The following is a 20,462-nucleotide window of genomic DNA, read 5'->3' on the forward strand; positions in this document are numbered from 1 at the left end:
GGGTGCATAGATGGAAAACAATCAGAAAAAGGTAATTGTATCCTTAAAGGATATTTTCGTAAGGTTTGACGGCGAGGTTATACTCAACCACATAAACCTTGATATTCACGAAAAAGAGTTTGTAACTATTTTAGGTCCGAGCGGCTGCGGAAAAACCACCACGCTCAGGATTATCGGCGGTTTTGTTGAGCCCGAGAGCGGCGACGTAATCTTTGACGGCAGCAAAATCAACGGCACTCCGCCTAACAAAAGGAATGTTAATACGGTTTTTCAGAAGTATTCGCTCTTTCCGCACCTCAATGTCTTTGACAACGTGGCGTTCGGCTTGAAGCTTAAAAAGCTTCCGAAGGCTGAGATTAAGAAAAAGGTTACAAAAATGCTCGCGACGGTTGACCTTAAGGGCTACGAAAAACGCCCTGTCACCAAGCTTTCGGGCGGTCAGCAGCAGAGAGTAGCAATTGCGAGAGCGCTTGTGTGCGATCCCGATGTAATCTTGCTTGACGAGCCCTTAGGAGCGCTTGACCTGAAGCTTAGAAAAAGCATGCAGATTGAGCTCAAGGAAATTCAGCGCCAGACCGAGAAAACCTTTATATATGTAACTCACGACCAGGAAGAAGCGCTGACGATGAGCGACACGGTTGTTGTAATGAACAACGGCGTTATCGAGCAGGTCGGCACTCCGGAGGATATCTATAACGAGCCTGTCAATGCCTTTGTCGCTGACTTTATCGGTGAGGCGAACATACTAAACGGCACGATGATTGACGACTGCCGTATCAGAATTCTCGGCAAGGAGCTTGAGTGCGTTGACAAGGGCTTCGGCAGGAACACCCCCGTTGACGTTGTTATCCGCCCCGAGGACATCATCATCACTCCGCCCGAAAAGGGACAGCTTACGGGAATTGTCGAGAGCACGACCTTTAAGGGCGTCCACTACGAGATGAGCATACGCTGCGGCAAATGCGAAATTATCGTTCAGTCCACCAGAAGCGCCGAAATCGGCAGCGAGGTGGGAATGTGCGTTGTTCCGTTTAATATTCAGATTATGAATAAGTTGCTGCCGTTTTACGATAATATAATAGAAACCGAAGTCAGCTACGCCGACGAAAGCTCGAATACATTTGAATTTGAGCTTGAGGGCGAGACCGTAACGGTTGAAAACCGTTACTATCCGCAGGGCACGAAGCTTAAAATCACCCTGCCGCCCGACGCGCTTTCGCTTGCAGGTGACGGCGACGGCGATTTGACCGACGTTTATATTGAATCCGTCGTTTACAAGGGCGAGCACAACGAGATTATTCTTGAATCCGATGAGCGCAAGTGGCTTATGCTCAGCGACGTTGACGAGCAGGTTGCAACCTATGTTCCGCTGAACTTTGACTTTGACAAGGCGAAGTTTGAAGTTTTACAGGACGCGGAGGGCTGAGTATGAAATCAAAAAAGCTCTCTATCCCCTACATCATTTGGATGCTCGTATTCACGATGATACCGCTGGTGATGATTTGTATCAGCGCTTTCACGAACAAATACGGCAGTTTTTCGCTCGAGCCGTTCCAAAAGGCGTTTGAGCACACCGGAGTATTTACCAAATCGCTTTGGATTGCGTTTATCTCCACTTTGATTTGCCTTGTGCTCTCATACCCCTTGGCGTATATGATTACCAAAATGAAGCCCTCATCCCAGCGGACGGTGATTATGCTGCTGATGATTCCGATGTGGATGAACTTCTTGCTCAGAATTTACGCATGGATTATTCTGCTTCAGGACAACGGTCCGGTCGACCAGGTGATGTCGTTTTTCGGAATTCACGGAAAGTACATCAACAACACCGGCGCGGTAATTGTCGGAATGGTTTACGAGTACCTGCCGTTTATGGTGCTCCCGATTTACACGGTTATGAGCAAAATTGACGGCGGACTGATTGAAGCCGCTCAGGATTTGGGCTCAAACGGCTTTGACGTTTTTCGCAGGATTGTATTTCCGCTGAGTATTCCGGGAATTATCTCGGGAATTACGATGGTATTTGTGCCGAGCGCGAGTACCTTCCTTGTGGCTCAGTACCTCGGCGGTAACGATGACAAAATGATAGGCGACGTCATCGAAAGCTACTTTATGACCGACCAGAATATGGCGTCGGCGCTGTCGCTTGTGCTGATGGTATTTATATTTGTGTTCTTAGTCATAATGAACCTGTTTGGCGATGAGGAGGCGATTGCGTAATGAACGGCAGAAAAAACGGCTTCCTCTCAAAAATCTATCTTGCGCTTATAATGTTTTTCCTTTACGCGCCGATCGGCGTTATGATTTTCTTTTCCTTTAACAACGGAAGAACCATTGTATGGAAGGGATTTTCGCTCAAATGGTACGAGGCGCTGTTCAACGACAACCGCCTGATGGGCGCGCTTGTCAACACGCTTTTGATTGCGGTGCTCGCGTCGCTGTTCGCGACGATTTTGGGAACAGCCGCGGCGATTGGAATAAGCAACTTCAAGGGCAAAAAACGCGCGATTATTCAGAACATCTCGAACATCTCCATCATCAGCCCCGATATCGTAATGGGTATGTCGCTTATGCTACTCTTTACGTTTTTGGGAGTTATCTTTAATTTTCAGATGGGCTTTGTCACGGTTCTGCTGTCGCACATCAGCTTTTGCGTGCCGTTTGTGGTGCTAAACGTAATGCCGAGGATTAAACGGATGGATCCGAACATTTACGACGCGGCTCTTGACCTCGGCTGCAACCAACGGCAGGCATTCTTTAAGGTTGTTATTCACGAGCTGATGCCCGGAATTGCCTCGGGATTTTTAATCAGCTTTACATACTCGCTGGACGATTTTATCATCACCCACTTTACTCAGGGTACGAAGTTCCAGAATTTGTCCACCGAGATTTACGCTATGCTTAAGCGCGAGATTCCGCCTAAGGTAAACGCGCTGTCCGCCCTGCTTTTCTTGGCGATTATCATCATTATGGTTATCATTAACCTGCGCGACCGCCGCGAGGAAAAGGTCAAGGGCAAAATGAAATAATCTGCAAATACCCTTTATTATAAATTATATTAACTGGAGGATTGGGAAATGAAAAAAATTATCAGCTTTGTTCTTTGTGCCGTAATGGTCTGCACCTCTGCCGCGCTGTTTGCCGGCTGCGGTTCCGGTTCAGGTTCGGGTTCTTCCGAGAACAAGGGAGAAGTAAACGTTTACAACTGGGGCGACTATGTTGCCAACGGTATGGACGGACTTAAAGATGTTGTGGCTGAGTTTGAAAAAGAAACAGGCATCAAGGTAAACTACACTACCTACGATACCAACGAGGAGCTTTACAATATGCTCAAGAACAGCAACGCCGAGTATGACGTTATTGTTCCGTCGGAGTATATGGTGACAAAGCTCAAGAGCGAGGATATGCTTATGGAGCTTAACTTCGATAACATTCCGAACTACAAATACATCAACGAACGCTTCAAAAAACTCCCCTGCGACCCCGAGGGCAAATACACTGTTTGCTACGACTGGGGTGTAACCGCGATGATTTACGACAAAACCAAGGTTGATAAGAAGCCCACTTCATGGGAAGCTCTTTGGAATCCTAAGCTTAAGGGACAGATCCTTATGATCAACAACAGCCGCGACGCTATGGGTATCGCGATGCAGCTTTGCGGAATCAACCCCTCGAACTTTACAAAAGAAGATGTTGACAAGGCTGCAGCAAAGCTCAGAGAGCAAAAGCCGCTTGTTAAAAAGTACGTTATGGATCAGGTGTTCACCGAGATGGAGGGCAGCCAGGCTGCTATCGCTCCCTACTATGCAGGAGACATCTCCGTAATTATGGAGAATAACAAAAACCTCGACTACGCCTTCCCCGAGAGCGGCTCTAACCTTTTCTACGACTCGTTCTGCATTCCGAAAACCTGCAAGAACAAGGAAAACGCCGAGGCGTTCATCAACTTTATGCACAAGCCCGAGATCGCCGCTGAAAACTGCAAGTATCTGCTCTACGGTACTCCCAACGACGGTGCGCTTGAATATCTTGACGATGATATTAAAAACAGCGAGCTCACCTTCCCGAGCGACGAGTACGTCAACAAGTGCTACACCTTCAGCGACGTTGACCCCGAGGTTTACGCTTATATGCAGGAGCAGTTCCTGAAAATTCAATCGACAAACTAAGCATCGCGGTAATATTCCGTAAAGCAACAACAAGCCGGCTCGCTCCGATTTGGGGCGCGAGCCGGTATGATTTTTTGAGGTGAAAAATGAAAAAAACAACAGCAATTATTTTATCCGCGCTGTTTATTTGTACGTCGCTTTTGTGCGGATGTTCATCCGAAGAAAGCAAGCCGCAAAGCGGCCCGGCGGAAGCTTCTTCAACAGTTAAAGAAAAAGAAGCCCTCGCGCTTGAAAAGGGCACGACCTACACCTTTAAGACAAAGGAGATTTGGTGCGAGAACAACGGCAATAAAATCTACGGTATCGCCTATATCCCCGACACAAACAAAAAATGTCCGCTCGTCATCACCTGCCACGGTCTCGGAACCAATCACGAGGCAGGTATCGGCTACGCCGAGCATTACGCGAAAATCGGCGTTGCGGCATACACCTTTGACTTTTGCGGAGGTACGAAAAGCAGCGACACCAACAAAAGCGACGGCAAGAGTACGGATATGTCGGTTATGACGGAATCCGCCGACCTTGAAGCGGTATTCAACACCGCTCAAACTTGGGATTTTGTCGATACAAGCAGAATTTTCTTCCAAGGCGGAAGTCAGGGCGGACTTGTCAGCGCGATTACGGGCGTTCGTCTTAAGGACAAAATCGCGGGTATGATTTTGCTTTATCCGGCGTTTGGAATGTATGACTTTGTACACCGCGCCTATCCGTCCTACGAGAGCATTTCGGGAACGATGGAGATTGTAAACGATATGGTAATCGGTGAAGCGTTCGGCAAGGATTTGTGGAATTATGACGTCCGCGAGCACCTTTCCGAATTTACAAAGCCCGTGATTATTATTCAGGGCACTGAGGACAACATTGTGCTCCCTTCCGTAACCGAGCAGGCGGCAAAGCTTATCCCCAACTGCGAGATGAAGCTGATTAACGGCGCAGGTCACGGCTTCGGCAGCAAGGAGCTTGACGAGGCGGCAGACTACGCTATGGAATATTTGTATAAGAACTGCTAATTAAATATTTACGCACGTAAAAACCGGCTCGTTAATTTGAGCCGGTTGTTTTTATTTTTTTTCAATCTGAAAATATTTAATATCTATTTTGGGTAATGATACTTTTGAACCCATAACACTTGTATATGAATACATACCATCACAAGTACCCCAAAATGTAATAATATCATCCTCAAGTATTCTATCCGCTCCATCTGGTATTTCGACTTCAGCGTATATAGTATCCGTATAATACGGATCAGATTCTATATACTCATATTCGTTCTTTGTAATATTTATCCTTAAAGAAACAGTTTTATTAAGCCACGATGATTCTGTAACCTGAATAACCTCGCCGGTTAATACAAAATTATTACCTTTATATTTGTCGGGATTCCTTGAAAGAGTTTCAAAATCAATACTTTTACAGCTTGACTTAAAATCTCTTTCTATATTTTCATTTGTTTTTGAAATCTCCGTTGGTTTTTCTGTAACTTTCTCAGTAGGCTTTTCATTTGTTTTTTCTGTTGGTGTTACAGCTTTATCTGATTCCGTCGCTTTTGAAATAGATGTATTTGAGTTAGTTGAAGAACTCGGCATAAACATAGCGCACGTACAGGTCATATTAAACATTAGAATAATTGTACCAAGTCCCATCAACAGCCATACCCACCATCTTTTATACCATGGTTTCCTTGGTTTTTCGCTTATCGGAGCTTGATTTCCGTTTGCAGTCTGATTGCCAACTGCTTGATTAACAGGCGTTTCAAATGCACGTGTAACGTTCTGCGCTTGTTGTTTAACAGTTTGAGTTTTATTTGAAACTTCTGCGCCGCAGTTTGTGCAGAATTTAACACTATCGTTTATTTCTGCTCCACATTTTTTACATTTCATTTAATCTTTCCTCCTAAACTAAAAAATGCGCACAACGCGAAGTTGTACGCACAAAAAACATACAGCTCCGTATTGTCGCCAAACAACTCAACATACCATTTCAGTTATGCAGAAAAGAGCTTATGCTTTTTACATGAAAAAACATAAACTGAAATGATATATTGAATTTGAGTTATTTGGCAACTTTATTGTATCATATAATAATTAATTATTCAATATAAAAAATAAATCCGCCGTACATTTTTGTACAGCGGTTTTCTGATTATATAGTTCTTATATTACTGTTGAATAAAGCCTGTTACAAAGACGAAAAGCAAGAGCAGCGGCAGGACGTATTTGAAATACGGAGCCAACGCCTTGGGGAGTTTCATTCCGCTGCCCGTGTTTGCCTCTTTTAGATAATTGTCAAAGCCCCATCCAAAGCGGAATGAGCAGAACAGCAGGATTATCAGCGAGCCGAGAGGCAGGAGAAGCTTGCTCACTATGAAGTCCTCCATTCCGAGGATATCCAATCCGAACAGTTGAACGCCGGACAGAACGTTAAAGCCGAGCAGACAGGGCATACTCATTACGAGCATAAATACGCAGTTAATCAGCGTGGACTTTTTTCTGCTCCAGCCGAAGTTATCCATACAGCTCGAAATAATGTTTTCAAACACCGCGGTCAGCGTTGAAAAGCTTGCAAAGCTCATAAACAGGAAGAACAGCGTTCCCCACAATCTGCCTGCAGGCATATTTATAAAGATTTTCGGGAGCGTTACAAAAATCAGCGACGGCCCCTGTGTGGGCTCAACGCCGAAGCTGAAGCATGCCGGGAAGATAATCAGTCCGCTCATTATCGCAACGAAGGTGTCGAGCACGGTAATGCGGATCGCCTCGCCCGCAAGCGTGTTGTCCTTTGACATATAGCTGCCGAAAACCTGCATACTTCCTATACCTAAGCTCAGCGTAAAGAACGCCTGGCTCATAGCGGCGCTGACAATGTTGAACAGTCCGACCTTTTCTATCGAGCTAAAGTCGGGCATTAGGTAGAACCTCAAGCCCTCAACCGAATTTTCGAGGAACACGCTGTTGACCGCGAGCACCACGATGAGCAGGAGCAGTGCAATCATCATCCACTTTGACACGCGCTCCAAGCCGTTTTTAACTCCTCCGGCGCAGACCGCAAAGCCGAGAATAACGGTGATAGCCATAAAAATTGTCAGCTCTATGGGATTTGAGAGCATATCGGATAATACCTTATCCGCGCCCTCTGCGCTGACTCCCGAAAAGCCGCCTGTCGCGAACTTCCAGCCGTAGTCGACCATCCAGCCCGAAACCGAGGTGTAGAACATCATCAAAAGGTAGTTTCCGGCAAGGGAAAACCAGCCGTGAATGTGCCATCTGCTGCCCTTGGGCTCGAGCTTTTTGTAAGCCTGAACTATACTTTTTCGGCTTGCGCGGCCGAGCGACAGCTCCATTGTAAGGATCGGAATTCCCATAATTGCCAAAAACAGCAGGTACACAAGCACGAACAGTCCGCCGCCGTTTTGTCCGGCGACATACGGAAACTTCCACACGTTTCCGATACCGATAGCGCAGCCTGCGCTTACCAGTATGAATCCGAGACGGGATTTGAAACCTTCCCTCTCCATAAATAACCTCTCCTAAAAAGCAAATAACAAGGGCTGACTCCGCGCTCCTTTCGAGTTAGAGTCAGCCCGTTTTTTACAGAACAATTACATCGGGTGAATCATTTTCTCTTTATCAAGCTTTTCGCCGTTGATTCCTACCCTTGAATTTCGCCTTTTTTCAAAAAAGTCGAGCGCAACCTTGGGGAACTGAGCGTAGGACAATACGTCCTCCTCCTGCTCAATCCACTCTGAAATTTCGCCTCTGAGCTTATCGAGCTCGGGCTCGAGCCTGTCGGCAGGTCTGCCGTGGATAATCTCCATATCGCCGCAGATTTTCTTCTGAAATTCGGGGTCAATCGGCATAGGAGTTGTGCCGTACTCGCCTGCTACCATACCCTTGAACTCGCGTGTGCACATACTGTAACGCTCGCCTGTGATTACGTTGAATACAGCCTGAGTGCCGACAATCTGCGATGTGGGAGTTACGAGCGGCGGATAACCTGAGTCCTCGCGGACGCGCGGTACTTCCTCGAGCACCTCGTTGAGCTTATCCTCCTTGCCTGCCTGTTTAAGCTGAGAAAGCAGGTTTGAGAGCATTCCGCCGGGAACCTGGTAGATAAGCGCCTTTGCGTCGGTCGCGAGCATTTTGGGGTCGAGCAGACCGCTCTTGATATATTTTTCGCGCAGAGTCATAAAGTATGCGCGGATTTCCGCAAGCTCGCGGATGCTCAGCCCAGTGTCATACTCGGTACCCTCAAGAGCCGCTACCATTGACTCGGTAGGTGCGTGCGATGTGCCGAGAGCGAGCGGACTGATTGCGGTGTCGATTGCGTCTGCGCCTGCCTCGACCGCCTTTAACAGGCACATAGAGGCAAGTCCAGAGGTGTAGTGGGTGTGAAGCTGCAGGGGCATTTCGGGCAGAGCGGTTTTGATCGCCTTTACAAGGCTTTCGGTTCTGCTCGGGGTGAGCAGCGCAGCCATATCCTTAATGCAGATTGAATCCGCGCCTGCGTCGGCAATTCTCTTTGCGTACTCCACATAGTACTCGTCGGTGAAAACAGGACCTGTGGTGTAGCTGATTGCAACCTGAGCGTGGCCGCCCTCTTTATTGGCGGCGTTTATTGCGGTTTTAAGGTTTTTAATATCGTTAAGCGCGTCGAAAATTCTTATAATGTCAATGCCGTTTGCGATTGAACGCTGTACCAGATACTCAACGCAGTCGTCTGCGTAGTGACGGTAGCCGAGCATATTCTGTCCCCTGAAAAGCATTTGAAGCTTTGTGTTGGGGCAGTGCTCCTTGATAGTTCTTAATCTCTGCCACGGGTCCTCGTTAAGGAAGCGCAGGCAGGCGTCATATGTCGCTCCGCCCCAGCACTCCAGCGAATAGTAGCCGATTTTATCGAGCTTGTCGAGAATCGGAAGCATATCCTCCGTCGTCATTCTTGTTGCGATAAGCGACTGATGTGCATCGCGCAGAGCGGTCTCTGTAATTTTTATCTTTTTTGCCATTGCAGTATCCCCTTAATTAAGTGTTACGAGCACCTTGCCCGAATCAACAGCCTCGCCCTTGGCAACCTCTACGGTAGCAACGGTGCCGTCCTGCGGAGCTTTAACGGGAGTTTCCATCTTCATAGCCTCGATAAACACGAGGTCGTCGCCTGACTTAACAGCCTGGCCGGCGCTTACAACAACGTTTACAACCGTGCCGGGCATAGGAGCTTTAATCTCAACACTGCCCTTTGCGCCTGCGGGAGCGGCAGGCTTTGCGGCAGGCGCGGGCTTTGCCGCGGGAGCAGCTGCAGCCGCCGGAGCAGCGGATTCTCCGAGCTCCTCAACCTGTACGTCATAGGCTGTGCCGTTTACTGTAATTCTTAAATTCTTCATAGCTAATTACCCCTTTATTTAATCTCAAATTGTACTGTGTTTTTTAGCGACGGTGGGAACCCTCTTGCCTGCAAGCATATCGAGCGCTGAAACAAGCGCGTCTCTGAGCTCCTCCTCGGCAAAAATACCGTCAATATAGCCGTTCTGAGCGGCGTTGAAAGCTGAAAGGTTTTCCCCTGCGAACTTATCGGCAGCCGCCTTTTGCTCGGAAAAGGGAACGTTCATGGTCTCGGGCGACATAATGAACGCCGCCGCCTCGGTATTTACGGGAGAAACAACCGCGTCGGGCAGAGCGTAAACAACGTCTGCGTTTGCGCCTGTTCCTGCAAGCGCTATGTAAGCCGAACCGATAGCCTTGCCTACGATCACCGAAATTTTAATCGTAGTAGCCTCGGCGTATGCCGCTGTAAGCTTTGAAGCGCCCTTAAGACACTCGAAGCCCTCGCAGTCCGCAAAGGTGATTACGGGGATTGAGAATGCGTCGCAGAAGCGTACAAACTTTGCCGCCTTCTGAGCCGACTTGCAGTCGAGCATGCCGCCTGTTGTGCGGACAACGCCTACAACCTGACCGTTGAGCCTTGCAAGCCTTACGCGCGCGTTGTCGCCAAAGCCCTCGAAAAGTCTGAGCTTTGTGCCGCCGTCAACGAGCTTGCTGACAATGCACTTGCCCGAAAGTCCGTCGGGCTCGTTTGCCTCTGCCTCAGCGGCGGGAACAAGGTTATTTGAAGGCAGGTAAGGTACAAGGATACGCGCCTGAGCGACAGCGTCTGCGCTGTCCTCTGCCTTTATTGCAACGTTGCCGTGTGAAAAGTTAAAGTCCAAACCGGCGTTCTTACCGGTAACGTCAAGGCTGAGCTGTGCCTTTTCGCTCATAATTACAAAATCCGCGCTGACTGCGCTGAGAGCGTTTGTGCCGAGGCAGTCACCGATTACAACCGACACCTGCGAAACTACGCCCGAAGCCTTTGAAGCGAGCTTAAGCACCTCGCCGCAGCCGCCGAGAAGGTCTGTGCCTTCCTTAAGTCTGCCGCCGATACTGCTGTAAAAGCCGAACACCGGCGCGCCTGTTTTGAGCGCGAGCGAATAGAGCTTTTTGAGCTTTTTGCTCTGTGCAGAGCTGAGCGCTCCGCCCGAAATGTCGCTGTTCTGCGCGAAAGCGTAAACGGGCATACCCTCTACTGTTCCGCTGCCTGCGGTTACCTCCGCAAGACCGTCGCCCGATTTTACAAAAGCGTCGAGCTCGCAAAAGCTTCCCTCGTCAAAAAACTCGGTGAGAGTTTTGTAAGCGGAAGTTGAGGCGATTTGCTCCTTTGCGGCATTGATTTTTTCAATACTCATTTTGATTCCTCCGATTCTTATGTGCTTCAAAGATTCGCTTAAAAGCCAAACTTCTCATAATACATTTTAATCTAATGTATATTATAACTCAAAATATGTCAAAGTACAAGGTCTTATTTTGAAATTTATCGCTAAGTTCAAACAAAAAAAGCGCGGTAAAAGCCGCGCCTTGCGAATTGTTGTTAATAAATTGCTTTTATATTGTTCTGCCGTTGACAATGGGGTTTGCCGTAAGGTTCTTAATCTCCTTTTCAGTCAGGTCGCGCCAGTCGCCCTGCTTTAACATTCCCATCTTTACACCGCCTATTTGAGTGCGCTTGAGCCTTGCGACCTCTAAGCCGACAGCGTCGCACATTCTGCGGATTTCGCGGTTTTTGCCCTCGTGAAGTATCATCTCGAGCACAACTCTGCCGGGCTCTTTGTGCACGACATGGACGATTGCAGGCGCGGTCTTTTTTCCGTCGAGCTCAACGCCTGTTTCAAGCTTAATGAGCTGTTCCTCGTTGATATCGGGGCGGACGGTCACGCGGTAAAACTTATACACGCTGTTGCGCGGATGCATAAGCTTGTTTGCAAACTCGCCGTCGTTGGTAAAAACGAGCATACCCTCGGAGTCCTTATCGAGCCTGCCGATAGGATACACCCTCTCGCCCACTCCGCTGACGAGCTCTGCAACGCATTTTCTGCCGCGTTCGTCGTTCATTGTGGTGATAAATCCGCGCGGCTTGTTGAGCATTATGTACCTGAAGCTCTTGCGCGGAATGACAATCCTTTTTCCGTTGACAAAAACCTTGTCCTTATCGGTTACCTTGTCACCGAGGATCGCGGTTTTTCCGTTTATTTTTACCTTTCCCTGCAAAATCAGCTCCTCGGCTTTTCTGCGAGAAGCAACTCCGCACTGGGATATGAATTTTTGAAGTCTTATCGGTTCTTTTTTATCCATTAAAAAATAGTTCCTTTATTTTTTCGAGCAGTCCCTTTTTGCCGCTCTTGATTTCCGCGCCGTTTTGCGCCTTAAGCCTGGCCTTTTTCAGCGTTTTACCGTTCAGGCTGTATTCGATTTCGCCCACCGCTTCGCCCTGCATAACAGGAGCGAACAGGAAGCTGTCGAGCTTAACCATGCGTTTTATTTTGCTCTCCACGCCCTTGTTTACGACAAGCTCGCAGGAGCTGTCCGCGCTGACGGTTACAAAGTCATCCTCGCCGCCTGCGACGGGGATTTCCGCTGTAAACTCATTATCCATGTAACAGCCGAGCTTGGAAAAGCCGTACTCGTAAAGCGCCGTATGGTCTTTCCAGTCGTTTTTATCGTCGAGCGTAACGCAAATCAGCGTGAGGTTATCGCGCCTTGAAGCCGTGACAAGGCACCTGCCTGCCGCGTCGGTATAGCCGGTCTTGCCGCCTATGCAGTAACTGTACATCGACAACAGCCTGTTATGGTTGGTGTAGGTCATATGCTTTTCGGGCTTGATAAAATCGACCGTGGCGCTTTTTTGCGAGATTAGCTCCGCAAGCTGTTTGTTTCTGAGAACCTCCGCCATAAGCAGAGCCATATCGTGCGCGGTGGTGTAGTGGTTGTCGTCGTCAAGTCCGCTCGGGGTGACAAAGTGAGAGCTCTTCATCCCTATGCTTTGGGCGCGTGAATTCATAACCCCGGAAAACTTCTCATAACTTCCCGAAATTGCGATTGCCGCTGCGTTGGCGGCGTCGTTGCCCGAGCACATCATCATACCTGCCGCGAGGTCGCTCAGCTTTACCGTGTCGCCGTACTCGAGGTACATCGAACTGCCCTCGGCAGTCATTTTATCGGTAAAGGTCACGGTGCTGTTGCCCCTTGCCGCCTGTTCAAGCGTGATGAGCGAGGTCAAAAGCTTTGTTGTGCTGGCAGGCTTTTTATGTTCGTTTTCATTCTTTGAAAGAATTATACTGCCGTTCTGCGGACAGTACAGCACAAAAGCCACCGCTGAGGTTTCGACCGTTTTGCTGTTATCGGTCTCGGCATACACCGGTATTGACACGCACAGGATAAATGCGGCGCAGATTAAAACGCATATTAATTTTTTCATAAACACACCCCATTAATTATATGTCAGGGGTGGTTATGGTATTCAACTAATCAAACGTCTACGTCGTCTGAGGTAATCTCGGCAAAGTCGTTGCCGGATTTCTGAGCCTTTTTGGTCTTGCGGTTTTCAATTATGCCCTTAACCTTGCCGACTACGTCGGGAACCATGCTGATAATCTGGTCGATACCGGTGTTGTTGCCGTCAACGTTAATCAGGCGCACGTCGCCCTGATAAACAGTGAGGAAGGCGACAGGCTGAATTGTAACGCCTGCACCGCTACCGCCGCCGAAGCAGTCCTTGCTCTCCTTCTTTGTGGGAAGGTCGGAGCCGCCGGAAGCAAAGCCGTAGCTTACCTTTGACACGGGAATAATCAGCGTTCCGTCGGATGAAGTGATGGGCTCGCCTACAATAGTGTTGACGTCAACCATCTCTTTGATTTTGTCCATTGTTACGTTCATTAAGTTACCGATAGGATGGTCCATACTATAATCTCCTTCTTTAAAGTCCGGATTAATCTCGGACATAATTTTTTCTACTTCTGATTTTTTGCCTCTGCGCAAGCTCAGCAAAAGCTTTATCGCCTTGAAGCCGTGTTTGAACACGAGAGCTACTATCCAAAAAATTCTGATTCTCAGCGAGATATCAATATCAAAAACGGATTGCTCACCGTTTGTAAAGTTCGGTGAAATATCTATCGCGTATTTTTTGCACTTGGCAACTCTTACCAAAACGCTGAAGGCGGGATATATCGACGAACAAAAGTATCCGTATTTTACGGCGGTGTCCTCGGCGTTTTCGCCTGCGTAGGTAATGCTGATGAAAAACTTTTTCAGCACAAGGTGCTTAAAGAAGCTCTTTAACATTCCGCCTGCGATTGCCGCAACCTGGCGGATTACGTCCATAAGCCATGAAATGCCCTTTTCTTTAATTATATTGGGCTTTTTCTCCTTCGGCTCTTCTTCCTTGGGCTCTTCTTCTTTTTTCTTTTTCTTCTCTTTTTTAGGCTTTTTCTCTTTTTCGGGCTTTGCCGGTAAGATTTGAATTGACAGGAAGGCTATTCTGAGATTTACCTTCAGCTCCTTGTCAAACGACACGTCAACGCCGACAGGAATTATCAAAATCAGCGTGATAAACAGGATTATTCCGATTAAAATGTACCAGCCAATCATGAACAATCCCTCCTACCGCCTTAATCAAGCGTTTATTCGTCGAACACCGACATCTGTTCATCCTGAGGAGCTTCGGGCTGAGGGGTTTCCTCCTGTCCCTCGTTCTCTTCCTTTTTATCATCCTCGGGCAAGGGCGGAAGCTCTTCAAGATTAGAAATATTAAAGCACCGCAAAAAATGCTCTGTTGTGCCGTAAAGCAACGGCCTGCCGGGAAGCTCAAGCCTTCCCTTTTCCTCAATCAAGCCTTTGGTTGTAAGGCTTCCGATTACGCCTGAGCAGTCAACGCCTCTGACCTGCTCGACAAACGCCTTTGTAACCGGCTGGTTGTACGCGACGACCGCCAGCACCTCAAGTGCCGCCTGCGACAGCGGAGTATTTCTGCGCAAGTCCATCACCGTGCGGATTTGTTCAGCGTACTGCTTAACAGCTGTCATCTGGTACGCCGAGTCGAGCTTTATTATAGTTATGCCCCTATCCCGGGCTTTGTAATCATCAATGAGCTTGTCCACGCTCTCGTCCACGAGCTTTTCGGGGATTTCAAGCGCCTGGGCAATTCTTGATTTTTCTACAGAGTCGCCGTTAGAAAACAAAATTGCTTCTATAGCGGCGGTTATGTTAATTTCTTCCATTATTTATCCTCAACAATCTGCGCTTACTCAATCATTCTTACAACGGCGTTTTCTCCGCTGCCTTCAATGCGGATTCGCTTGCCCTTTACAAGCTCAAGCGTAGCCAAAAACGTCGCGACAAGGTCGCTTTTACCCTCGCAGATTTCAAAAATTTCGTGATATTCAAGCTTTTTGCCGTGTCTGAGCCTGCGCATAAGGTGGATGATTTTTCCGTTTACCGACACAATCTTATGCGCGACAATTCCCGAGAACGCCTGCTCGGACGGCGGCAGCTTCCGCTTTCCCCTGCCGACCGCGCTGACATAAGCCTTTGCGATATCCTCGCTCGGGTGAACACGGTTATACGTCAAATCGAATTCTACAGGTGACGGCGCTCTGAAAAACGTGTCGAAGTCGTAGCTTACGCCGAGCTTTGCAGCGATTTCGCGGCATACAGCGTATTCAAGCAGCTGTCCAGAGAGCTCCTTTTTGAGCTCCTCAGCCTCTTCCTCGTACTTCGGCAGCAGCATAACCGACTTGATATACACAAGCCTTGACGCCATTGTCAAAAACTCAGAGGCGATATCCATTTGATTTTCCTGCATAAGGTTGATTTGCTCCATATACTGGTCGAGCAGGTCGGAGATTTGAATATCGTAAATATCTATTTTATTTTTTGAGATTAATGTTAAAAGCAGGTCAAGCGGCCCTTCAAAAACAGGCAGCTTGTACTGTAAGGTCGTTTCCATAGTGCCAACCTCAGCGGAACATATTGAACGGCAGCGCCGCAAGCCAAACCATTCCCTGCATCAATCCGTTTGACAGATAGCTCAGCAAGCCGCTTAACGGGCCGAATGAAATTAACGCGAAAAGAGCGAAAAAGAAAATCATCTGGTATCTGTAGCAAAACTCAACCGCCTTGTCAGGCAGGAAAGTAAACAGAATTTTTGAGCCGTCCAGGGGCGGAATCGGCAGCAGGTTGAACACCGCGAGGTTTACGTTTACTCTGATGTAGAACGACATAAACATCGTTAAAAATTGGCCGAAACCGTTTGTGTACATAAACTGAGGAAAAGCGGTGTAAAGCACGTTATAGATTATAAGTCCGACAAAGCCTGCGACTAAGTTCGCGACGGGGCCCATCAGCGCGGTAATCGCCATGCCTACCTTGGGATTTTTGAAGTACCGCGAATCCACGGGTACAGGTCTTGCCCAGCCGAAGCCGAACAAAATCATACACAGCGCGCCCATGGGGTCGATGTGGCTGAGGGGATTTAGCGAGAGTCTGCCCCTCTGCTTTATTCCCTTATCCCCGAGCAGTGACGCGGTAAATGCGTGCGCCCACTCGTGGAACGGCAAAATCAAAAATATAATAACCAAAACCGCGAGAATTTGCGCGATTATGTTTTGAAGTGTGAAATTTCCGCTTAAAAGCTGCGAAAGCATTGCGCCCTCCTATTTATACTATCAAATAAAACTCTTTAAAATCTATTGCGTTAAAGCATCTTAATCAAAAGAATTATTAGTCAAAAATATACATATTAAATTATACAATACTTTAACAAAAATTACAAGTCTTTAAAACAAGTTAATAAATTTTGAAAAAACACTTGCATTTTCTTAAATTTTCTGGTATTATAACAAAGTTAGGAATAGAATTTGATTTGATTAAGGAGGTGCAGACGCATGGCAAAATGTGAATTCTGCGGTAAGGATGTAAAGTTCGGCATCAAGGTTTCTCACTCACATAGACGTTCAAACAGAACATGGAAGCCCAACGTTCAGCGTGTTAAAGCTATCGTTGACGGTTCGCCCAAGCGTGTATATGCTTGCACCCGTTGCTTGCGTTCAGGTAAGGTAACAAGAGCTAACTAAATTTTACATCTAAGGGAACGGCAAACGCTGTTCCCTTTATTTTTGCAAATAAAAAACACTGTCAATCTAAAGCTTTTAGACCGGCAGTGTTTTGTTTTTTGTAGTTAAAACATTATTTCCTTTTTACGCATTATGAAAAGGATAAGCGCCGAGACGGTAATTACTCCGAGGCAAATCCACGCGAACAGCGGTTGTCCGGTATCAACGCTTCCGTACTCAACCGGTTTAGGCTTTGTTTCCTCAGTGTTGACCGTAGGACTTGTCGGGCCTGTCGGCTGAGTGGACAATGTTGTAGGCTGAGTAGCCGAGGTGGTTTGAGGCACAACGGTTTCCACCGCGACTACAGCACCGTTTTGGTCGGTGACAAGCACGGTCTCGGACTGCGAGACAGGCTCAGTCGCCTGAATAAAGTTTGAGGGCGTGAGCGTTGTCATCTTGGTTATTCTCTCAAAAATCGGATCGATTGCAGGATTTTCAATTGAATTTTCAACCACGGTTATCTCATTTTTGGAGTCCGAATAGCCCGTTGCCGCGTCGATTTCGGAGACAATCAGGTTGTCCACGGTCAAATCGACCTTGGACAAAATCGGCTCGTCGGGGTTGATATTGATAACATCAAAGACAATCTGCACAAAGGGCTTGTCCTGACTTGAAAAGTCAAACAGGCTCATATTTGAAGCACAGTAGCTGATTTTATCCTTTGCAGGGAACGACATTACGGAATTCTCTCCGATAGACGGACAGATATTCTGCGAGGGATTTTTCGCAAGGTTAAAGCTGAGCGACTCGGTATCGTACTCAAGACACCAGTTGACGCTCAAAATGTTCTTTGTAGAGCGAAGCCAGTAGGTAACAGTAATTTCCTTGGTATTGGCGTTGTATTCCGCGCTTGACTTTGGGAAAAAGTTTGAGATTGCGTTTAATGTCAGCGCAGGGAACTTTGCAGGGATTATCGGCTCGGTTGTGGGGATTTCCGTTGAAGCCTCTGTCGCTCCTAAAGCTTCTGAGGGCTCCGAGGAAACAGCTGACGGCTGAGTATTATCAGACTCGTCCGCGTAAGCCGAAATTACGGAAACTGTGAGTAAAAAAACAGTGAGAACAATTGCAAAAGCTCTGTGCAAAACAGCTTTATTCATTATTCTCACCTCCAAAGTTTTGTATATTTAACTAATTATACTACAATACACACAAAAAATCAAGAATTTAACAATACTGTCATATAGCAATCGCTTTGAATAAAAAAACACTTCCGGCATTTCTGCCGAAAGTGTTTTATTAGTTAAGTAAAATTATTTGCTGCTGCGTCTCTTGCGTACAAAGTAGAATACGCCAAGACCTGCAATTGCAAATACTCCGAAGATTGCTGCTGCAGAGTAGTCGCCTGTAGCGATTGAACCGTTGGAGTCGTTGCTGCCTGTGCCTGAGCTTGACTTCTCACCCTGTGCGGATGTAGCGTCGTTGTTGTCAGCTGCGGGAACAGTTGTCTCGGGAGCAACAGTTGTCTCGGGAGCAGGAGCCGGCGGAGGAGTTGTATCGCTCCAGTACTTGCCGGAAATGTTACCGAATACAACAAAGTTTCTCTTTGTTGTTTTATCATAAGCGTCGGTGTGCTCTCTGAGAACAAAGCCTGTCTTTTCGTCAACAGTCTCTTTGAAAGCTTCGTCTTCGCCTGTTTCAGCGTTCTTCTTGGTGCCCTCGTAAACAATTTTATTGTCTGCGTCTACAGTAAGGCCTTCCTTCTCGATGCACATCTCTCTTGTGGGCCAGATACCGAACTCGCCGTTGCCATAGTAGAAGTAGAACGCGCCATCCAAGCCAAGCTTTCCTGACAAATCAGATTTCTGAGCTCTTTCTTCATGATAATCTGTAACGAAAATCATATTATCCGGATAATGATAAATGCTGTCATCGTCCAATACGAAGAAGAAGTTATTAGCATAATCGCCGAACTCGGGAATTGAGTAGTCAGGTGTATAAGGTTTATAATCTGGTTCATCTTTTTTCTCTTCGGCTTCTTTTTGCTTTTCAGCTTCTTCTACGAATCTATCATAGTAAGTATCATACATATAATCCCAGAACTCCTTCGGGAAGTAGTCAGAGTCACCCTGACCAAAGTATTCAACCTGGAGATCCTTTGTCTGCTGAGCTGCAGTATACTCTGGATATGAAGTATCCATACCGCCATCGATGAAGTTGCTGAAAATCATGTTGGGAGCTGTCTTAGAAGCAAGAGTGCTGTAAAGGTTAGCGATATCTCCCTCAGAAACCTTCTTCATCTTCCAGCCGGGCCAACCATGACCGTTTGCAGCAGGGTAATCATTGGGATCATCATCGCCGCCCCACCAGTACAAACCGGCAGCACTGCCGTATTTTTCCCATGTCTCACGGGTAGTAGATTTCTCTTCACCTATCCATGAACCAGGCATAGCAAACATAACTGTACGAGTCTCTACACCTGCAGAGGGTGTATACTCAGGAAGACGATTAGTATCCGGTGGGACGTCTGCTGCAGATACAGTAGCAATGCTGCCTGCGATTGCCGAAAAAGCAAGTGCGCCTGCAAGAGCAACGCCTAAAATTCTCTTTTTCATTAGTTTATTCCTCCAATTCATTTCCGATTATATTCGGTTATACTAATTATATAACATAATATTTTAAATTGCAATATTATATTACAAATATATTTTTGGAACTTCTTACAAATATTTAGCTGTTTTTTAGTAAAAAGGTCAAATATTAGAGATTTTATTACTCGTCGTCGGTTTCTCCGGCTTCTTCCATCGCCTGCTGCTCGGCAGAAATGTCGAATTTCGGCTCTCCGCCGTCATAGTCGGAACCGTCGGCAGCTTTCTTATTCTTCTTGTTCGCAAGAACAATCGCGACGATAATCAGGACAACCAGTACGGGAATACCGATGAAGATAAATAACATCGGAGAAACGCCGGAGTTTTTGCTTCCCGAACCGCCGTTTTGAACGTCCTCGTAACGGGTAACCTCTACTACATCCTGCTGGATTTGGGTTGAGCGCTGCTTGCCCACAACGGATTCGTGGTTATCCTTATTGGGTGAGTTTTCCTCTCCCTTGCCGTCAACATAGTTAATAAAATGCGACTGGCGGTTGTTCAGCGTTTCCTCGTCGTCAGTGATGGGAAGAACGCCGTCTGTGATTATTGCGTCATTACCGTCTGTAACGTCGTATGACCAAGTGTAAGACTTAAGATATGTCATATCGTTGCCGTAAAGCTCGGTTACAAAGTAAGTAAACTTTGCCTCGCCGCCGTCAAGAACCTTGAAATTGCAGGAAAAGAACGGTGTTTTATTTGCACAGTTTACAGGATTGTTAAAATCAGTCCAGTTAAGCGGAATTTTACCCTTGATTTCTTCGTTATAGAAAAGGTTGTCAAAGGTTTCGGAAGTTACAGAGCCCTTAACAAGCTCAAGCTTTTCGGAATCGTAAAATACGCGAACCTCAAAACCGATAACGTCCTCGCGGGTATCTGCGAGATTTAAGGTGAATTTAATAGTATCGCCCTTATTAACGGTTTTATCAGCGCCGTTGATTTTTAGACTATCCTCTGCAAAAGCGGTGGTAGCCGTGGTGAGGATAATAATTGCGGCTATAAGGATTGAACTAATTTTTGCGATGTAATGTTTCATATCTACAGTCCTTTTACATTGATAATAACATTATATATCATTTAGAAAATAATTTCAATGTAATTTGTGTGATTTTTAGATAAAAATTAATGGAATTTCGTCTAAATATGCGGAAAAATACAGAATTTTGAATTATGCAAAAAAACACCCTCCGGAAAACCGGAGGGTGAAAAACTATTTTTTATTTATTTGCGAACATC

At 46.8% G+C, this 20,462-nt stretch carries 20 protein-coding genes; 6 read left to right on the plus strand and 14 right to left on the minus strand.

Features of this window, described 5'->3' with window-relative positions; translation table 11 throughout:
* Positions 1–10: 10 nt before the first annotated feature.
* From AB1I50_RS03965 to AB1I50_RS03985, 5 genes are all read left to right on the plus strand, one after another.
* The gene (locus AB1I50_RS03965) at positions 11–1,426 is read left to right on the plus strand and encodes an ABC transporter ATP-binding protein (protein WP_407724953.1); all 1,416 of its coding nucleotides are present in this window, start codon (positions 11–13) and stop codon (positions 1,424–1,426) included.
* A 2-nt stretch (positions 1,427–1,428) separates the two neighbouring features.
* On the plus strand, positions 1,429–2,220 hold the full coding sequence (locus AB1I50_RS03970; protein ID WP_407724954.1) for an ABC transporter permease: 792 nt from the start codon (positions 1,429–1,431) through the stop codon (positions 2,218–2,220).
* Complete coding sequence (locus tag AB1I50_RS03975) at positions 2,220–3,029, plus strand: ABC transporter permease (protein WP_407724955.1); 810 nt, start codon at positions 2,220–2,222, stop codon at positions 3,027–3,029. The genes AB1I50_RS03970 and AB1I50_RS03975 overlap by 1 nt, the downstream gene beginning before the upstream one ends.
* Positions 3,030–3,077: 48 nt before the next feature.
* Positions 3,078–4,169, plus strand: coding sequence for an ABC transporter substrate-binding protein (locus AB1I50_RS03980; RefSeq protein WP_407724956.1), 1,092 nt, complete (start codon positions 3,078–3,080; stop codon positions 4,167–4,169).
* A gap of 86 nt (positions 4,170–4,255) precedes the next feature.
* Complete coding sequence (locus AB1I50_RS03985) at positions 4,256–5,179, plus strand: alpha/beta hydrolase family protein (RefSeq protein WP_407724957.1); 924 nt, start codon at positions 4,256–4,258, stop codon at positions 5,177–5,179.
* Positions 5,180–5,230: 51 nt separating this feature from the next.
* On the opposite strand, the gene AB1I50_RS03990 is transcribed toward AB1I50_RS03985, so the two are convergent.
* From AB1I50_RS03990 to AB1I50_RS04040, 11 genes are all read right to left on the minus strand, one after another.
* Entirely contained in the window at positions 5,231–6,052 is an 822-nt protein-coding gene (locus AB1I50_RS03990) for a zinc ribbon domain-containing protein (RefSeq protein WP_407724958.1), read from the minus strand.
* A gap of 278 nt (positions 6,053–6,330) precedes the next feature.
* Entirely contained in the window at positions 6,331–7,686 is a 1,356-nt protein-coding gene (locus tag AB1I50_RS03995; protein WP_407724959.1) for a sodium-dependent transporter, read from the minus strand.
* 84 nt (positions 7,687–7,770) lie between these two features.
* Positions 7,771–9,174: an oxaloacetate decarboxylase subunit alpha gene (locus AB1I50_RS04000; RefSeq protein WP_407724960.1), complete on the minus strand. Its 1,404-nt coding sequence runs from the start codon at positions 9,172–9,174 to the stop codon at positions 7,771–7,773.
* 12 nt (positions 9,175–9,186) lie between these two features.
* On the minus strand, positions 9,187–9,549 hold the full coding sequence (locus AB1I50_RS04005) for a biotin/lipoyl-containing protein (protein ID WP_407724961.1): 363 nt from the start codon (positions 9,547–9,549) through the stop codon (positions 9,187–9,189).
* 24 nt (positions 9,550–9,573) lie between these two features.
* A complete protein-coding gene (locus tag AB1I50_RS04010) occupies positions 9,574–10,887 on the minus strand; it encodes a carboxyl transferase domain-containing protein (protein ID WP_407724962.1) in 1,314 nt (437 codons plus the stop codon).
* Between the two features lie 196 nt (positions 10,888–11,083).
* The gene (locus tag AB1I50_RS04015) at positions 11,084–11,830 is read right to left on the minus strand and encodes a pseudouridine synthase (RefSeq protein ID WP_407724963.1); all 747 of its coding nucleotides are present in this window, start codon (positions 11,828–11,830) and stop codon (positions 11,084–11,086) included.
* Positions 11,823–12,953, minus strand: a complete 1,131-nt coding sequence (locus AB1I50_RS04020; protein ID WP_407724964.1) for a D-alanyl-D-alanine carboxypeptidase family protein — start codon at positions 12,951–12,953, stop codon at positions 11,823–11,825. The genes AB1I50_RS04015 and AB1I50_RS04020 overlap by 8 nt, the downstream gene beginning before the upstream one ends.
* 50 nt (positions 12,954–13,003) lie before the next feature.
* Positions 13,004–14,122, minus strand: coding sequence for a GerW family sporulation protein (gene ytfJ, locus AB1I50_RS04025; protein ID WP_407724965.1), 1,119 nt, complete (start codon positions 14,120–14,122; stop codon positions 13,004–13,006).
* Positions 14,123–14,154: 32 nt separating this feature from the next.
* The gene (scpB, locus tag AB1I50_RS04030) at positions 14,155–14,751 is read right to left on the minus strand and encodes an SMC-Scp complex subunit ScpB (RefSeq protein WP_407724966.1); all 597 of its coding nucleotides are present in this window, start codon (positions 14,749–14,751) and stop codon (positions 14,155–14,157) included.
* A 23-nt stretch (positions 14,752–14,774) separates the two neighbouring features.
* Complete coding sequence (locus AB1I50_RS04035) at positions 14,775–15,479, minus strand: segregation and condensation protein A (RefSeq protein ID WP_407724967.1); 705 nt, start codon at positions 15,477–15,479, stop codon at positions 14,775–14,777.
* Positions 15,480–15,489: 10 nt separating this feature from the next.
* Positions 15,490–16,176, minus strand: coding sequence for a site-2 protease family protein (locus tag AB1I50_RS04040; protein ID WP_407724968.1), 687 nt, complete (start codon positions 16,174–16,176; stop codon positions 15,490–15,492).
* Between the two features lie 240 nt (positions 16,177–16,416).
* Here AB1I50_RS04040 and rpmB point away from each other — a divergent pair, with 240 nt between their 5' ends.
* On the plus strand, positions 16,417–16,605 hold the full coding sequence (rpmB, locus tag AB1I50_RS04045; RefSeq protein ID WP_015523414.1) for a 50S ribosomal protein L28: 189 nt from the start codon (positions 16,417–16,419) through the stop codon (positions 16,603–16,605).
* Positions 16,606–16,709: 104 nt separating this feature from the next.
* On the opposite strand, the gene AB1I50_RS04050 is transcribed toward rpmB, so the two are convergent.
* The 3 genes from AB1I50_RS04050 to AB1I50_RS04060 all read right to left on the minus strand — a co-directional run bounded on the left by AB1I50_RS04050 (position 16,710) and on the right by AB1I50_RS04060 (position 20,262).
* Complete coding sequence (locus AB1I50_RS04050) at positions 16,710–17,741, minus strand: hypothetical protein (protein WP_407724969.1); 1,032 nt, start codon at positions 17,739–17,741, stop codon at positions 16,710–16,712.
* A 153-nt stretch (positions 17,742–17,894) separates the two neighbouring features.
* The gene (locus tag AB1I50_RS04055; RefSeq protein ID WP_407724970.1) at positions 17,895–19,196 is read right to left on the minus strand and encodes a hypothetical protein; all 1,302 of its coding nucleotides are present in this window, start codon (positions 19,194–19,196) and stop codon (positions 17,895–17,897) included.
* Between the two features lie 157 nt (positions 19,197–19,353).
* Positions 19,354–20,262 (minus strand): cohesin domain-containing protein, encoded by a 909-nt coding sequence (locus tag AB1I50_RS04060; protein WP_407724971.1) that lies wholly within the window; start codon positions 20,260–20,262, stop codon positions 19,354–19,356.
* Between the last annotated feature and the right edge of the window lie 200 nt (positions 20,263–20,462).

This window comes from Ruminococcus sp. NATIVEDY161, assembly GCF_045819895.1.
Lineage (GTDB): Bacteria > Bacillota > Clostridia > Oscillospirales > Acutalibacteraceae > Ruminococcoides.

Coding starts and splice junctions, on each gene's coding strand:
- AB1I50_RS03965 (WP_407724953.1), top strand. CDS start 11: ATGGAAAACAATCAGAAAAAGGTAATTGTATCCTTAAAGGATATTTTC.
- AB1I50_RS03970 (WP_407724954.1), top strand. CDS start 1,429: ATGAAATCAAAAAAGCTCTCTATCCCCTACATCATTTGGATGCTCGTA.
- AB1I50_RS03975 (WP_407724955.1), top strand. CDS start 2,220: ATGAACGGCAGAAAAAACGGCTTCCTCTCAAAAATCTATCTTGCGCTT.
- AB1I50_RS03980 (WP_407724956.1), top strand. CDS start 3,078: ATGAAAAAAATTATCAGCTTTGTTCTTTGTGCCGTAATGGTCTGCACC.
- AB1I50_RS03985 (WP_407724957.1), top strand. CDS start 4,256: ATGAAAAAAACAACAGCAATTATTTTATCCGCGCTGTTTATTTGTACG.
- AB1I50_RS03990 (WP_407724958.1), bottom strand. CDS start 6,052: ATGAAATGTAAAAAATGTGGAGCAGAAATAAACGATAGTGTTAAATTC.
- AB1I50_RS03995 (WP_407724959.1), bottom strand. CDS start 7,686: ATGGAGAGGGAAGGTTTCAAATCCCGTCTCGGATTCATACTGGTAAGC.
- AB1I50_RS04000 (WP_407724960.1), bottom strand. CDS start 9,174: ATGGCAAAAAAGATAAAAATTACAGAGACCGCTCTGCGCGATGCACAT.
- AB1I50_RS04005 (WP_407724961.1), bottom strand. CDS start 9,549: ATGAAGAATTTAAGAATTACAGTAAACGGCACAGCCTATGACGTACAG.
- AB1I50_RS04010 (WP_407724962.1), bottom strand. CDS start 10,887: ATGAGTATTGAAAAAATCAATGCCGCAAAGGAGCAAATCGCCTCAACT.
- AB1I50_RS04015 (WP_407724963.1), bottom strand. CDS start 11,830: ATGGATAAAAAAGAACCGATAAGACTTCAAAAATTCATATCCCAGTGC.
- AB1I50_RS04020 (WP_407724964.1), bottom strand. CDS start 12,953: ATGAAAAAATTAATATGCGTTTTAATCTGCGCCGCATTTATCCTGTGC.
- ytfJ (WP_407724965.1), bottom strand. CDS start 14,122: ATGATTGGCTGGTACATTTTAATCGGAATAATCCTGTTTATCACGCTG.
- scpB (WP_407724966.1), bottom strand. CDS start 14,751: ATGGAAGAAATTAACATAACCGCCGCTATAGAAGCAATTTTGTTTTCT.
- AB1I50_RS04035 (WP_407724967.1), bottom strand. CDS start 15,479: ATGGAAACGACCTTACAGTACAAGCTGCCTGTTTTTGAAGGGCCGCTT.
- AB1I50_RS04040 (WP_407724968.1), bottom strand. CDS start 16,176: ATGCTTTCGCAGCTTTTAAGCGGAAATTTCACACTTCAAAACATAATC.
- rpmB (WP_015523414.1), top strand. CDS start 16,417: ATGGCAAAATGTGAATTCTGCGGTAAGGATGTAAAGTTCGGCATCAAG.
- AB1I50_RS04050 (WP_407724969.1), bottom strand. CDS start 17,741: ATGAATAAAGCTGTTTTGCACAGAGCTTTTGCAATTGTTCTCACTGTT.
- AB1I50_RS04055 (WP_407724970.1), bottom strand. CDS start 19,196: ATGAAAAAGAGAATTTTAGGCGTTGCTCTTGCAGGCGCACTTGCTTTT.
- AB1I50_RS04060 (WP_407724971.1), bottom strand. CDS start 20,262: ATGAAACATTACATCGCAAAAATTAGTTCAATCCTTATAGCCGCAATT.